This window comes from Methylorubrum suomiense (assembly GCF_022179765.1).
In the GTDB taxonomy this organism is placed as follows: Bacteria; Pseudomonadota; Alphaproteobacteria; order Rhizobiales; family Beijerinckiaceae; genus Methylobacterium; species Methylobacterium suomiense.
On the sequence record NZ_BPRE01000025.1, the window covers coordinates 31,734 to 45,649 of the forward strand.

The following is a 13,916-nucleotide window of genomic DNA, read 5'->3' on the forward strand; positions in this document are numbered from 1 at the left end:
CGCATGGGTGTGAATTTGACATGAGTGCTATCGCCTATCCAAGCTTTGCTGTGTCGATCTGATAGCGGTTGCTTCTCATCATGAGCACACCAGGCACGGTGGAAAGCGCAACAGTAGGAAACCGGCAAATGGTGTGGAGGTTGATGGGAGGCGTCTAGAGCGGCGGCTTGCATGGAGAAGGACTTGCGCGAGGATCACGGAGCGGCGCAGGTTCGTCCCGATCCGGATGTGCTTCTTGCTGCCGTCGAAGCAGCCGGGGAAGCCATCCTCATCACCTCGGCCGATCTCGATGAGCCCGGACCGCGCATCGAGTACACCAATTCGGCCTTCACCCGCATGACCGGCTACGAAGCGCACGAGGTCCTCGGGCGATCACCGCGGCTGCTGCAGGGGCTCGAGACCGACGGTGAGGTCCTGCACCGGATGCGCATGGCTCTTGGGGCTGGTGACCCCTTCCAGGGCGAGACCATTAACTACCGCAAGGACGGATCAACCTACGTGGTGGAGTGGCTCATCACGCCAGTGCGTGAGAAGAACGGCTCCATCACGCACTGGGTCTCGGCGCAGCGTGACGTAACAGAGTGGCCTGCTGCCGGTTTGTTGGACACCGTCCTAAGCTAATTGGGTTCGGTTTTCGAACTCGACGGGGCTGAGGTAGCCCAAGGTCGAGTGCCGCCGCGCCAGGTTGTAGAAGCGCTCGATGTAATCGAACACGTCTGCACGGGCTTCATCCCGCGTCCGGTAGGTCCGTCGGGCGGTGCGCTCGGTCTTCAGCGAGGAGAAGAAGCTCGCCATTGCCGCGTTGTCCCAGACGTTGCCCGAACGGCTCATCGAGCAGGTCACGCCGTGCTCGGTCATTTGACGCTGGAAGGCTTCGCTCGTGTATTGCGAGCCCTGGTCCGAGTGATGCAGCAAGGCATCCGGCTTGCCTCTGCGCCAGATCGCCATGACGAGCGCATCTGTCACGAGTTGAGCCGTCATACTGGCCTGCATCGACCAGCCCACGACACGGCGCGAGAACAGATCGATGACGGCGGCGACGTAGAGCCAGCCCTCGGCGGTCCAGATATACGTGAAGTCGGCGATCCACTTCCGGTTCGGAGCGTCGGCCGCGAACCGCCGCTCCAGGAGATTGGGCGAGGCAGCGGCCCGCTCACCTTCATCCTTTGGCAGGCCCCGTCGGCGCGGTCGCGCTCGCAAGGCATTCTCGCGCATGATCCGCTCGATGCGGTGCAGCCCGCATGACACGCCCTGGGCGAGCACATCGCGCCAGACGCGCCTCGCGCCGTAGGTGCGGTCGCTGGCCACGAAGCTCGCGTGGGCCTTGCTCAGGATAGCTTCGTCGTCCCGTGTGCGTCGACTAGGCTGCCGGGTGAGCCAAGCGTGGAAGCCGGAGCGCGAGACACCCAGCGCCGCGCACATCCAGGCAACTGGCCAGACAGCACGATGCTTTGCGATGAACGCGAACTTCATATCGCGTCCCTCGCAAAGTATGCGGCGGCCTTTTTTTAGGATATCACGCTCCGCTTTTAGACGAGCGACCTCCTTGCGCAGCCGGTCGATCTCGATCTGCTCGGGCTTCATCTGCCCCTGACCGGGAAAAGCGTGTTGGGGATCGGCCGCCGCCTGCCTCACCCACCGGTGCAGCATCGTCTCGTGAACATCGAGATCGCGCGCGGCCTGCGCGACACTGACACCACGTTCCCGAATCAGTCGAACCGCCTCGATCTTGAACTCACGTCCGAACTTGCGACGCTGCATGGAGCACCTCCGGCTTCACCTTCACACCTAAACAGGGTGTCCGTGAAACCGGCAGCAGGCCATACTTATGTTGATCGAGGTGCTATCCCCTGCGAAGCACTGTGACGAAGGGCAAGTTCCTGTAGACACGATCGCGGGCATAGCGTGCATGCCGCGCATCAAGAATTAAACCCAAGATTGAGCTTCGGAACGGTAATGTAGTCCTGACTGCACCGCCGACACATCTGGTACTCGGTGCACGCCGGCGCCAGCCATGGGCATTCCCCAATGAGAGTACGGTGCCCGCGCATGAGTTCGGATGCCTGCGACAAAATCGATGCCGCTACAACCGCATGGCTTACACCATTAACCATTAGTTAGGCCTCGATCACGTTTTTGCGAGCAGGAGATTTTGTACGGAAGCCGACAATGCGTCTGACCCTCAAAACAGTTCTAATTGGCTCCATTGGCCTTCTGGCCCTGGCCGCCGTCGGCCAAGGTGCGGCCAGCATCAGCAAAATTACGTCTGTAGAGCAAAGCTCATCAGCCGTAACAAAAAATTGGCTTCCTTCAGTAAGCATAATCAACGAGATAAATACCTCAACGCGCGATGTAAGAGTTAAACTCTACCGCTTCGTTGTTGCGTCCAACACGGCGGAAGAATTTTCCAAGAATGAAGCCGCTTTGATTGAGGCTAATCACAACCTCGAGGCGTTGAAGCGCCTCTATGAGCCGCTGATCAGCTCGGCCGAGGAGAAAGCGCTCTATGATGCTTTTTCTTCGACCTGGCTTCGCTATGTCGAGCAGGAGGAACATGTTCGCACGCTCATGAAGCAGGGGAACAAGGCGGAAGCGCTTGCCCTGCTTACCAGCGCGGAAATGGGAAGCCTCAACCGAGCTGCCATGCAAGCCCTCACAAAAGGCGTTGAGCTCAATAAGCGTGGGGCAAATGCAAGCGGAACCGCCGCTGCTGAGAGTGCGGCAGAGGCCATCCTCACAGCCTACGTGATGACAGCGATCTCATTGGTGATCGGTCTTTGTGCCATCCTGTTCAGCCTGTTTGGAGTCGCACGTCCAATCGAGCGTATGACGGCTGCCATGGGCAGACTTGCTGCCGGTGACGCGGCAACGACTGTGCCGAGCACCGGCAGGCAGGATGAAATCGGTGCGATGGCTGCGGCCGTTCAGGTGTTCAAGGACAACCTGATCCGCACCCGTGAGCTGGAGCAGGAAACAGCCCAGGCCCGGCTCGCAGCCGAGGAGCAGCGCAAGCTTGGGATGCGCCAGATGGCTGATGATTTCGAGCGTGCCGTAGGCGGCATCATCGGGACAGTCACTGCGGCCGCGACCGAGTTGCAGGCGACTGCTCAGAGCATGGCTGGCACCGCAACCGAGACCGCCAACCAGTCCATCACTGTCGCGACCGCGGCCGAGGAAGCAGCAAGCAATGTCAGCACAGTGGCAGCGGCCGCCGAGGAGCTTAGCTCATCGGTGCATGAAATCGGCCGGCAAGTCGACGGGTCGGCCAGCCTTGCGCAGGTCGCGGTAAGCGAGGCTGATCACAGCGCAGCTCTCGTACAAGAACTGAGCGGTGCCGTGGCCCAGATCGGCGACGTGGTGACAATGATCTCGACAATCGCCGGTCAGACTAACCTGCTCGCCCTGAACGCTACGATCGAGGCAGCCCGTGCTGGCGAAGCTGGCCGTGGCTTCGCAGTCGTTGCAACCGAGGTAAAGGAGCTTGCCAGCCAGACCGCTAAAGCCACCGACGAAATTTCCGGTCACATTGCGCGGATCCAAGGGTCGACCGGTCAGGCCGTAGCAGCCATTGCTGGCATCGCCGAACGCATCAAGGAAATCAGCGGGGTTGCGACCAGCATCGCAGCGGCGGTGGAGGAGCAGGGCGCAGCCACGCAGGAGATCGTGCGCAACGTGGCCCAGGCGGCAACCGGCACGGGCGAGGTCACAGCGAACATCGCTGGCGTAGCTCAGGCTTCCGAGGAGACAGGTGCAGCGGCGAGCCAAGTGCTTGGCGCAGCCTCCGAATTGTCGCGACAGTCTGAGCACCTCTCAACCGAAGTGAACCGGTTTCTGACGACGGTCCGCGCGGCCTGATCTGAGAACCAGCCTGCCCGAGCGCCCTGGCGCGCTCGGGAGGTCGTTCGATTAAGCTTCTGTTTACCTTACCAATAGGTTATCGAACCAAACCCCCGATCGGTTCACTATCTCTACGCCAATCGGGAGACGGGACATGCCACAGCATATGGAGCCGTTAGGTTCGGACACACTCGCTCACATTTCGCACGCGGATTTTACCTTGGCTTGGTGCGCCATTGTAGGTGAGCCCCCAGCTCTTATGCTGGAGAGTCGATCCGAGATGATCCGCCTGCTCGTGGAAAGTATCCCTGTTGCACCATCGAGCTTTGATGAAAAGGCTTTGTGGCCTTCTCCGGAAACACCTGTTTGAAGCTTCCCACCTAACAACGGTAGAAAAAGAAAGCAGAGGCCGCAGCGTTATCACTCTAAGTTGAACCACGACCGGCTAAGCCTGTTAATTCGCAGTTCTCCATACGCGATAGAAAGTCCACGACCCTCCCTACAGCTCGATGCTGTAAGGCAACATTTTAGGCGCACAAGGTATGACCGCGCGATAGCGGGCATACGACTCATGATACATCGCCTCACCGGTTACATTGAGACCAAGTTGGTCTTCCTGGCAGCGCTAATCGCATGCCTCTGCATTGCAGCCACGCTAGGGTTCTATCAGCACGTGAACACCGTTCGCGCTGGAACCGATAACCTCATCGCCAGCAATCTCCGCGCGCGACACCTCGTGCAGCTACTCACGCTTGCGCAAAATGCTGAAACTGGACAACGCGGTTACCTTCTGACGGGTCGAGATGAATATCTGCAACCTTATGTTCAGGCGATTTCACAGATTGATCAGAGCCTTCTCACATTGCAGAAAGATTACACCCACAACGATCTCGCGAAGCAGGTTATAATCAGCATCGATCAGCAGGTTCGCGCCAAGTTTTCCGAGATGAAATCTACGATCGAGGCGCGACAACGAGATGGATTGGAAGCCGCCCTCTCAATTGTGCAGCAAGATACGGGTAAGCGCCTCATGGATGCTGTCCACACTGATGTGGGTCACCTCCTTGAGGCCGAGAGAACTGCGATTAATCGCAGCGCTCTGTGGCAGCGCGACGCCGCGAAACGCGACGCCACGTTTTGGGTTTGGATGGCCCCGATGATCTTGCTACCGGTTGCCTCCTGCTTGCTGCTTGCTTTTCGTGACGCGCGGCGAGGTCGGCGTGAGGGCGCGCGTCTAGCCCACGCATCAAGCCACGACCCACTGACAGGCTTGCTCAACCGCTCGGCACTGATTGATCAGCTAGACGCTGCACTGCTCCGCCGGCCTTCCGAAGTTGGGCTGCTCTACCTAGATTTGAACGGCTTCAAAGCTGTCAACGACAGCTTAGGCCACGCTGTCGGTGATCGCCTTTTGGTTGCAGTCGCACAGTGCCTCCGGGAGACGTTGCGTCCGGTCGATGCGATCGCGCGCATCGGCGGTGACGAGTTCGTAGTGGTGGTAGAACGGTGCTCCTCACCTTCGTTCCTGCTTACCCTGGCAAGGCGTGTGGAGGTTGCTCTTGAAGAGATCCAGCTACCTGAACTGAGCAGTCGTCGGATTGGCGGAAGCGTTGGGGTAGCCCACAGCGCGGAGGATGCTTCCTCGACTGCACGCCTCCTCGAGGTGGCTGATACGGCCATGTACAAGCGGAAGGGGCAGCTGCGCCAAATACGTGCCAACCCTTCGAGACCACGCCTCAGCATTGTATAAAGCAGGTGACTGTCAACTTCTTATGAGCCCTGCCGGTTGACTTGGAACCGCTGGCTGCCGGATGCTCATATGGAGTTGCCGGAAAACGCCCAAAGACCCATCTGATACTGATGCGCGCCGAGCTCCTTGACCTCACCGACGACATGCTGCTCGGCGCGGACAGCAGAAAGGGCGCTCCATGGCGCCCTTTCCGCATCCTCAGATTCTTCAGGGCTCAGGTAGCCTTGCGCCCGCCCTTGCCTTTGGTGGTGCCTTCCTCAGCGTCCGTCTCTGAACCTTCGACGTTGATCCGCTCGGCGATCTCGGAAAGCAGCTGATCGGTCTTCTTTTCTTCCTGCAGGGTCTCATCCAGCAGCTTGGCGGCGTCCGCGTAGCCGAGTTGGCTCGCCCAGGTCTTCAGCGTGCCGTAGCGGGCGATCTCGTAGTGCTCGACCGCCTGCGCACAGGCCGCCAGCACAGCGTCCGCCGCCGGGCTGTCCTCGAAGTCCTCAAGATCTTCTTCCATCTCCGAGGTCAGGCCCTGCATCGCCTCGCAGGTCTTGGCACGCGCCGGCTTGCCGATGATCTCGAACACCTGCTGCAGGCGCTCGACCTGATTGGCGCTTTCCTCGGCATGGGTCTCGAAGGCCTGGCGCAGCTCATCGTGCTCGGCCGCCTTGGCCGACTTCTTCAAAGCCCGGACAGACTGCTTTTCCGCGTAATAGACGTCCTTGAGGGTTTCGTAGAACGCATCATGCAAGGTTTTCTGCTTGGTGGCCATGTAGTCCCGTCTCCCGTGTGCTATTCAATCGGCTCGCCGGCAGCGTGGCAGCTCCCTGCGTGTCCGTAAGAACGTGCAGGAGCGGGCAGGGGTCCATAAATTGAACTGTTAAAAACCCTTGTGCATGGCGGGGAAAGTTTCTTCGTTCAAGGAACCTCAAGCGGTCCGCAGCTCGCGCAGAACCTGCTCGACCAGCCCGGAGGAGTAGGGTTTGTCGATGAAGCGGGCTTTGGCAGGTAGGTCCCCGGGACCGGGTTTGGTCGCACCCGAGCAGACAACGATCAGGATCTCTGGCCAGCGGGCAGCAACTTCACGGGCCAAGTCGAAGCCATTGAGGTCACCCGGCATGTTCACATCGGTGAACAGCAAGTCGACACCGTCCTTCTCCTGGAGGTAGCGCAGCGCTGCGTCAGCGGTGGCGACCTCCAAGACCTTGAACCCGGCATCGGCCAGGGTGTCGGCCGCCTCCATACGTAGAATAAACTCATCCTCGGCAACCAAGGCGACAGCGGGAGGCGACGCAGTATGCAATTCCATCCAAACAGAAGGGGAAAGCTGCAGGAAAGGTTTCAGCTTGGCTGAAGCCTAATCACCAAAACCTACCGCTATGCTGCGATTTCGCTGCGCTGCTCCTGCATCGAGGCAAGGGGCGCCTCCAGGCGACAGATCAGCCCGGTCGGGGCGTAGGTCAGCTTGACCTCGCCACCAACCTCGGCGGCGAAGCTGCGCTCAATCAGGCGTGAGCCGAACCCGCGCCGCGCAGGCTGGACGAGAATGGGCGGCCCGCCCTGCTCGGACCAGGTGAGGCAGAACCGGGGCGCTTCGCCCTCGTGCACAATGTGCCAGCGCAGCTCCACGACCCCGCTTTCGTTCGAAAGAGCGCCGTACTTGGCGGCGTTGGTGGCCAGTTCGTGCAGAGCCAGAGCCAGTGAGAGGGCTGATTTCGCACCGAGCAGCACGTTCGGGCCGCTAACCCGGATCCGTGCAGGTCCGGCCTGGGCATGCACACTCAGGGCCCCCTGGACCACCTCCATGATCGGGGCAGCCTTCCAGCTGGCCTGCGTGAGAATGTCATGTGCGCGGCCGAGTGAGATCAGGCGGGCGGCAAAAGCCTCACGCGCTTCGTCGATGTCCGCCGCCCCTCGCAGCGTCTGACTGGCAATCGCCTGCACCATCGCCAGCGTGTTCTTGACCCGGTGCTGCAGCTCACCCGTCAGCAGGCGCTGGTGCTCTTCCGCCTGCTTGCGCTCGCTGATGTCGAGCATCGCCCCGATCATGCGCGTGGCCTTCCCGTGAAGGTCGCGGATGACGTAACCGCGGTCGAGGATGTCGGCATACGAGCCATCTGCCCGCAGGAACCGGTACTCGTCGCTCCAGGCCGTACCTGTCCCCTCAATCAGGGCATGGATGGAGGCATCGATGCGGGCGCGGTCATCGGGATGGATGTGGCCGATCCACCAGTCACCGGTCGGCTCGACCGCATCAGGCGCGTAGCCGTGGGCAACCTGCAGTGCCTCGTTCCAGAGCACGTGGTTGGTGGCGAGGTTCCAGTCCCAGATCGCATCGTTCGTGGCGCGCGAGGCGAGTCGGTAGCGCTCCTCGGTCTCGCGCAGAACCTGCTCCGCGCCCCGGCTCCCGGTAACATCGCGCGCAGTGCCGATGAGGCGCACCGGTCGTCCGCCCTCAAACAGGGTCTGACCCTTGGCCGACACCCAGCGCTCGGTCCCGTCCTCCGGGGCCACCGTACGATAGGTGATGTCGTAGATGCCGTCGCCGGCCGGATCGATCGCGGCGCGCACCGCTTCATCCGCCTTGGCATGGTCGTCCGGGTGCACGCGGGCCAGGTGCACGGCCAGGTCGACGGGGGCGTCCGGCGCCAGGCTGTAGAAGGATCGGATGCGGTTGTCCCACTTCAGCTCGTCCGAGACGAGGTCATAGTCGAACACGCCCGTCTCGGTCGCCTCGACGGCAAGGCGCAACTGCTCCTGCGCGCTGCGGAGGGCAATCTCAGCCTCCTTGCGGTCGTGGATGTCGATGGCGATGCCGATCCAGCAATCCGGTACGCCGGCAGCATCGCTTATGGGTTTGCCGCGCGCCAGGAACCAGCGGTACTGGCCATCGCCGGCCCGGCGGAACGGGATCTCGACCTCGTAGGGTCCCTTGGTCTCAACCGCATGCCTCCAGACCTTGAGCACTCGCTCCTGGTGGTCTGGATGGATCACGCTGGCCCAGTTTGTGTCACCGGACGGTAGTCCCGTGAACTCGTACCAGATTGGGTTGCAGTAGGTGATGTTGCCGGCGGCATCACCGAACCAGACCACCTGAGGGCTGACCTCGACGAGCGAGCGGAAGCGCAGCTCGCTGGCGTTACGCTCTGCTGCTTCGACGCGCTGCTGGGTGCGATCGCGCAGGATCTTCAGAAAGCCCTGCACGGTGCCGTTCTCGGCTTTGAGGGGCATCAGCTCACCGGTCGCCCAGAACCGCTGACCGCCCTTGCGCAGGTGCCAACGCTCGTCCGGCGCGAAGCCGTCCCGCAGCGCCAGCGCCATCTCGGTCTCCGGTCGACCAGCTTCCCGATCCTCAGGCGTGAAGAACACGTGGGCGGGATCGCCCAGCATCTCCTCTTCACGCCAGCCGAGGATCTGCTCGGCCCCGGCATTCCAGCGAGTGACGCGCCCGCTCCGATCCATCGCGATGATCGCGTAGTCCGTCGCGCTGTCGAGGATGCGCTCGTGCAGGATCCGTTGCGCGCGGTGCGCTCGGGCTGCGCTCCGCACCTCAAGCAGCGTGACCGTCTGGCGGGCCAGGCTCCGCAGACAGTCCTGCTGGACCTGTGTCAGGCCGTCCGGGCGCACTGCCGGGTCAAACACGGACAGTACGCCCAGGACCGTCCCATCCGCCGCTTGCAGGGGTACGGCCGCATAGAAGCGTACCTGTGAACCTTCCGCGAGCCGCGGCAAGCCCTGCTGCGCTGGATCCTCGCACAGGTCCGGGACAATGAGCAGATCTTCCGGCACGGCAGCATCGGCGCACACGTCCGGATCCAGCGCTGTGGAGCTACCGGCAGCACTGTAGGAGGCATGCACTTGCAATCGCTCTCCAGCCTGCAAACAGGTCACTGCATGCGCGACCTGACAGAGTTCGGCAGCCAGACGCACGACATCATCGAAGCTTTGCTTCGACACCGTGTCGAGAGGATCGTCGGACCAGGGCATTTTTCGTCAGGCTGCTATCAGGGTACGGTTACTCTTCGGGTTATGCCGCCTAGACGGCTTCACACAGCTGTGTGCCTTTGACTGGCGTTGAGCGAAGCGACACCAAAGTGCCGCTGGCATTGTAGACAGCGCCCAGAACAGCCTCGAAGTGCCGCTTGACTGCGCCGTGGCACTCGCAGCTCGCTTCTTCCATCGCCGGACGGCTCTTGATGATGATGCGCCCGCGCCGGATCTGGATCAGGCCCTGCTCCTGCAAGGTCCGGAGCGTGCGCGTCAGGTAGGAGCGCTGCACGCCCAGCAGTTCCGCCAGCACTTCATGTGTGATGGGCAGGGCGTCGCTGCCGATGCGGTCCTGCAAGCTCAGGAGCCAACGGACACAGCGGGCCTCGATGGTATGGCTGGCGTTGCAGGCGACCGACTGCAGCACCTGGGCGAGCAGGCAATCCGAGTAGCGGGTCATCAGATTGCGCAGGCCCGGAGAGGTCTGTTTGATCTGCTGCAGCACTGCCGCCTCGATGCGCAGCACCGAGCCGGGAACTTGGACAACAGCCCGGCTGAACGCGGGCAGGGAGCCCTGGCTCACCACACCACCGATCGCACCCTCGTGGCCAACCGTGGCGGTTTCGACCGCGCGCCCGTCCTGCAGCCCGATGACGAGGGCCGCCACGCACTGGCCGAGCGGAAAAGAGATGAAGCCAACGTCCTCGCCGGCCTCAAACAGCAGTTCGCCGCGCTGGAGCTCCCGCACCTCCAGATGGGGCTTCAGCACCGCCTGATCCGACAGGCGCAGGGCGCTGAGGAGCAGGTTGCCGCGAAGCAGGGCGTCGATGTCGGGGAGCATAACAGGCGGCAGCGAGTTGTCTTGGGTTGCGTATGCCCCAACCCTTATCGCGACGCTTATCCGCCTGTCTGTCCACAATTGCACAGATGCTGAGAAATTCAGCGGAATTCATGAGCTTGCGCCACTTCATCCCGGATGGGGGCTAGCCCATGCAACCATCTGCATCTGAAGCGCTTCTAGGTTTGTGAAGACCAGCCCGTTTCAGCTCGCGCGTTGCCATGCCTCGCTATTTTCTTGATTTTCAGGACGGTTCACTGTGGCTGAAGGACGAGGAGGGCCAGGAGTACGAAAACCTTCAAGCTGCACGTGACGCTGCGATCGCGGCGCTGCCTGACATTGGGCGCGAAGTTCCCCCTCAGGACGGCCGGCGCGAGTTCGTAGCCTTTGTGCGCGACACGCACGGCACGGAACTTTGTACCGTGCGCCTGGACCTAGCCGCAGAATGCCATCCTGAGCGTCAGAACGCGGATCGCTGAACCCGGTTGTATGGGCACTACTCACCGTCTCCGGCGGCTTCACGATCTTCGGCTTTGAGCACGGCCAGGTTAGCGCGGAGCTCCATGCCTATGATCCGGCGGCGGCGGCCCATCGCCCGGAGCATGTCTGCAGTTGCATGATGGCCGTCCTGCGCGAGACTGTGCGCCATCTCAGCGATCTCTCGCGCCATGCCTTCCTGTTCGACGATTTCAAGGATGGTCGCGTCCATACGCTGCCTGCGCCGATCGGGCATCTGTCGCCGTCTAAGGGAGTGAGGTGTGCTGGAGGTGGCGATGACTGTCCCCCTCACAAGAGGATGTCTGATGCACCCAACTCAACTCGGGCTTGCCCTATTTGCACAACAACTTAGCAGTATCCTGCTGGCGCTGGCCGGTTGGTTCAGCCGACGAACCTGAGATAGTAGTGGCGTATTTGGGGTCAGGTGCATGCGAAGGCACGACGATGACAGACGACGAGTTCCTCATGCAGTTGGGACGCCTGATCCGGGCCAGCGAGATCCGTGTCTCTGCGCGGATCCAGACGGTGTTATCCCTAACCGGAGCGGGCTTCGACACGACCGAGGCCGAGATCACGATGTGGCGTGAGTTGGAAGCGCTAACAGCCTTGCGTCGCCAGAAGCTACGGATCGATCCGTCGGGACAGCTGTGAGCACCCTGATAATGACGGCGATTGAAGATGCCGCCGCGGCGCATTTGTAATGCCCGATGCAGGCCACTCAGACGCGAGTGTTCGCCCGCATCACGAAGGCGCTAGCCTCGCCGGAGACGGGCCAGCCTATGACTCGGGCGGTGGGACCTTTCCAGCAGGTTGCGCATTGATCCGCTGTGGAAGTTACGAGCTCGCTTTCGTCCTCTTCCTCTGCGCTTTGGTGGTCGATGACGACAGCCTGATCCGCAGCCTTCAGTGAGCGCTCGGCTTCAGCCCACGTGCTGTATCATCTGCGATCATAGCGGCGGCGGAGTTCAGCGGTGCGGGCTACGGTATGCCCGACCTGGCATGCCACGGCGGCCGCGCCGGCTCCTGTGCCGTTCATCCACTCGGAGAAGACAAGATCCCCGCAGTCAGCGTCACGGAAGCGCAGCCAAGCCTGCTGTGCCAGCTTGAGTTGCTCGCGCCATTTTCGGCCTGCCTCATCGTTGTCGATTGACTTCATGGCACGGGCGTAGGTGTCGTTTAGCTCCTTGTCTGCGATCTGCCGGGCGCGCTCCAGGCAGGCCCCAATCCCTGGGCTGATAACCTCAGCACAGGCCGCGCTGAGCGTGCTGGCTGCATCCGCGTGGGCCTTGTCCAGGGCGCGGGCCGCAACCTCGCCGTGGCGGTCCAGGCAGGCTGTCGGATCGTCCATGCTGCACGTCTCAGGCGTAGGCCCCCGAGGAGCGGCCATAGCCTGCGGCGCGACGTTCACGGTTGCCAGCATGCCGGCACAAGCGCCGAGGACAGCGGCAGCGAAGAGCCTGCTCATGAAGATTGATGCATCCGAGTGGTTTGCGGGGCTGGCTTGCTAGCGTGTGTGCAGCTTCATCGGGCGCGGCAGTCCGAGCCGTACCAAGTCATGGTCCTGCGATCCATGCCGCCCGAGCTCGAAGCCCCGCAGACCGGAAACCGCTTGTCGCCACTGCGCTGCTGGCTCAGGATCTTATAGACCTCGTGCTGCTGCTCACGCTGGCGGTTCTCCTCAGCCAGCTGCGCCTGACGCTGCATGCGCCGGTTCTCCTCCAGCACCTCGCGCTGCTGCACCACACCCATCATACACTGAGCAAACCCGTCGGTACCGGGCTCAAAGCCGAAGCCAGCGCACTGGTTGCGGTCCATGGCCTGCTGCTCCTTGGCCGTCACACAGGCTGAGAGCGTGATTGCGCATGCGCCGATCAGGCTCAGCCGCATCAGGGATGAAGCGATTGTTGTCGTTGAGAAACGGTCCATGGAACACACCTCGTGGCAGCTCATGCATCTGACGCTGCCAGTCTGTTAGTCTTTGGCCCCGCTTCCCTAGCGCGCACCGGTCAACTCAGCCTGCCGGGATTAGATAAAACTTTATCGAAAGGGCATTCACCCGTGGGACACCGCTTGCTCGCGCCGCGGGCGGCAGCACGAGACAAGTCCTAGGCTTCAGATGTGAGCGCAGACTGGGGATGGCGCGCGATTTTGACAAGCTGTTAACTTCACAGCCGGATGCACCAGCATAGAGGCATATGGAGTAGTGGCTGGCTATCTGAGCGAGTTGTACGCATGCCTCCTGACAACCACGCACTCTGGTACGACTACGAGACAGAAATGGACACCAAGCATCGGTCCAGGCACTGGTGGTGGGCAGCCCTAGTTGTTATCGTCACGCTGGCAGCTCTCTATTACTTCGAGTGAGACGGTGCTGGGAGATGATCTAAGCCGGACTTCATGCTGTAGCGTTACACATCGATAGAGCCGAATTCGGCCCCGCCGACCACCTTTCATAGTCGTTCCGAGCGGAATGCCGCTGCGGTGCTCAGCCTCATCGGACCGGGTAACTCGCCGGCCGCACAAGCGTTGTGCCTCGATACACGCAAGGCGCGGGACAAAGCCTCTCAGGAGGGCTGTAGCGGGTTTTTCAAGCCTATTGCCGCTCTCTGTCGGCTGAGCAGCCCAAAACGTCTCCAGGGGCCACTGAGGCCGATCTGCCACCCACACTCCCGGCAGCCCCTCTTGTCCGCCGTTAGGCGGACCCATTTTGGAATCAGCCGCCGGAGGCGGCTTCCGCATTGGGTGGGGGAGCGGGTTTTTGGCGGAGCCAAAAAGGGGGGGCCTTTCCGTTGTACCGGATTTGCCAGATAGGTCGAATCGGGCTGCTGCACCAGTTTTCTTAACGGTGCAATCCCGAAGTTATCCACAGAGCCGGTGTTTTAGAGTGTTTTAAAAGACTTTAAGAGTTTTAGGCATTAGCGACCTGCCCCTCTGACAAAAATCATTGGTTAAAATCAGTGACTTGAGGCCATCCTTGATTGGCGAAGTACGGCCCTCAGATTTATGATGTACGGCTTG

13 protein-coding genes are annotated in these 13,916 nt (G+C 61.4%); 5 read left to right on the forward strand and 8 right to left on the reverse strand.

The annotated features are described in order from the left end of the window. Positions 1-171 precede the first annotated feature (171 nt). On the forward strand, positions 172-621 hold the full coding sequence (locus tag MFF26_RS25290; RefSeq protein WP_238308829.1) for a PAS domain-containing protein: 450 nt from the start codon (positions 172-174) through the stop codon (positions 619-621). On the opposite strand, the gene MFF26_RS25295 is transcribed toward MFF26_RS25290, so the two are convergent. After that, on the reverse strand, positions 613-1,761 hold the full coding sequence (locus MFF26_RS25295) for an IS3-like element ISMch5 family transposase (protein WP_238308830.1): 1,149 nt from the start codon (positions 1,759-1,761) through the stop codon (positions 613-615). The genes MFF26_RS25290 and MFF26_RS25295 overlap by 9 nt on opposite strands. Before the next feature lie 408 nt (positions 1,762-2,169). Here MFF26_RS25295 and MFF26_RS25300 point away from each other — a divergent pair, with 408 nt between their 5' ends. Next, positions 2,170-3,855 (forward strand): methyl-accepting chemotaxis protein, encoded by a 1,686-nt coding sequence (locus MFF26_RS25300; protein WP_238308831.1) that lies wholly within the window; start codon positions 2,170-2,172, stop codon positions 3,853-3,855. A gap of 553 nt (positions 3,856-4,408) precedes the next feature. Further along, positions 4,409-5,587 carry a diguanylate cyclase domain-containing protein gene (locus MFF26_RS25305; RefSeq protein ID WP_238308832.1) on the forward strand — a complete coding sequence of 393 codons (1,179 nt, stop codon included), beginning with the start codon at positions 4,409-4,411 and terminating at the stop codon, positions 5,585-5,587. 214 nt (positions 5,588-5,801) lie between these two features. Here MFF26_RS25305 and MFF26_RS25310 read toward each other — a convergent pair whose 3' ends face one another. The 4 genes from MFF26_RS25310 to MFF26_RS25325 form a co-directional block, all read right to left on the reverse strand. Further along, a complete protein-coding gene (locus MFF26_RS25310; protein WP_238308833.1) occupies positions 5,802-6,347 on the reverse strand; it encodes a YciE/YciF ferroxidase family protein in 546 nt (181 codons plus the stop codon). 156 nt (positions 6,348-6,503) lie between these two features. Further along, positions 6,504-6,884, reverse strand: coding sequence for a response regulator (locus MFF26_RS25315; protein WP_283207427.1), 381 nt, complete (start codon positions 6,882-6,884; stop codon positions 6,504-6,506). Between the two features lie 68 nt (positions 6,885-6,952). After that, the gene (locus tag MFF26_RS25320) at positions 6,953-9,562 is read right to left on the reverse strand and encodes a PAS domain S-box protein (RefSeq protein WP_238308835.1); all 2,610 of its coding nucleotides are present in this window, start codon (positions 9,560-9,562) and stop codon (positions 6,953-6,955) included. Positions 9,563-9,611: 49 nt separating this feature from the next. Continuing rightward, positions 9,612-10,403, reverse strand: a complete 792-nt coding sequence (locus MFF26_RS25325) for a Crp/Fnr family transcriptional regulator (RefSeq protein ID WP_238308836.1) — start codon at positions 10,401-10,403, stop codon at positions 9,612-9,614. 218 nt (positions 10,404-10,621) lie between these two features. Here MFF26_RS25325 and MFF26_RS25330 point away from each other — a divergent pair, with 218 nt between their 5' ends. Continuing rightward, entirely contained in the window at positions 10,622-10,879 is a 258-nt protein-coding gene (locus tag MFF26_RS25330) for a DUF6894 family protein (RefSeq protein WP_238308838.1), read from the forward strand. Positions 10,880-10,896: 17 nt separating this feature from the next. On the opposite strand, the gene MFF26_RS25335 is transcribed toward MFF26_RS25330, so the two are convergent. Beyond that, positions 10,897-11,109 carry a hypothetical protein gene (locus MFF26_RS25335; RefSeq protein ID WP_238308839.1) on the reverse strand — a complete coding sequence of 71 codons (213 nt, stop codon included), beginning with the start codon at positions 11,107-11,109 and terminating at the stop codon, positions 10,897-10,899. Between the two features lie 233 nt (positions 11,110-11,342). Between MFF26_RS25335 and MFF26_RS25340 the strand changes: the two genes are divergently transcribed. Beyond that, entirely contained in the window at positions 11,343-11,549 is a 207-nt protein-coding gene (locus MFF26_RS25340) for a hypothetical protein (RefSeq protein WP_238308841.1), read from the forward strand. Between the two features lie 286 nt (positions 11,550-11,835). Here the strand turns inward: MFF26_RS25340 and MFF26_RS25345 are convergent, their stop codons facing one another. Both MFF26_RS25345 and MFF26_RS25350 read right to left on the reverse strand, forming a co-directional pair. Continuing rightward, positions 11,836-12,246 (reverse strand): lysozyme inhibitor LprI family protein, encoded by a 411-nt coding sequence (locus tag MFF26_RS25345; RefSeq protein ID WP_238308842.1) that lies wholly within the window; start codon positions 12,244-12,246, stop codon positions 11,836-11,838. A 173-nt stretch (positions 12,247-12,419) separates the two neighbouring features. Further along, the gene (locus MFF26_RS25350; protein WP_238308843.1) at positions 12,420-12,824 is read right to left on the reverse strand and encodes a hypothetical protein; all 405 of its coding nucleotides are present in this window, start codon (positions 12,822-12,824) and stop codon (positions 12,420-12,422) included. Between the last annotated feature and the right edge of the window lie 1,092 nt (positions 12,825-13,916).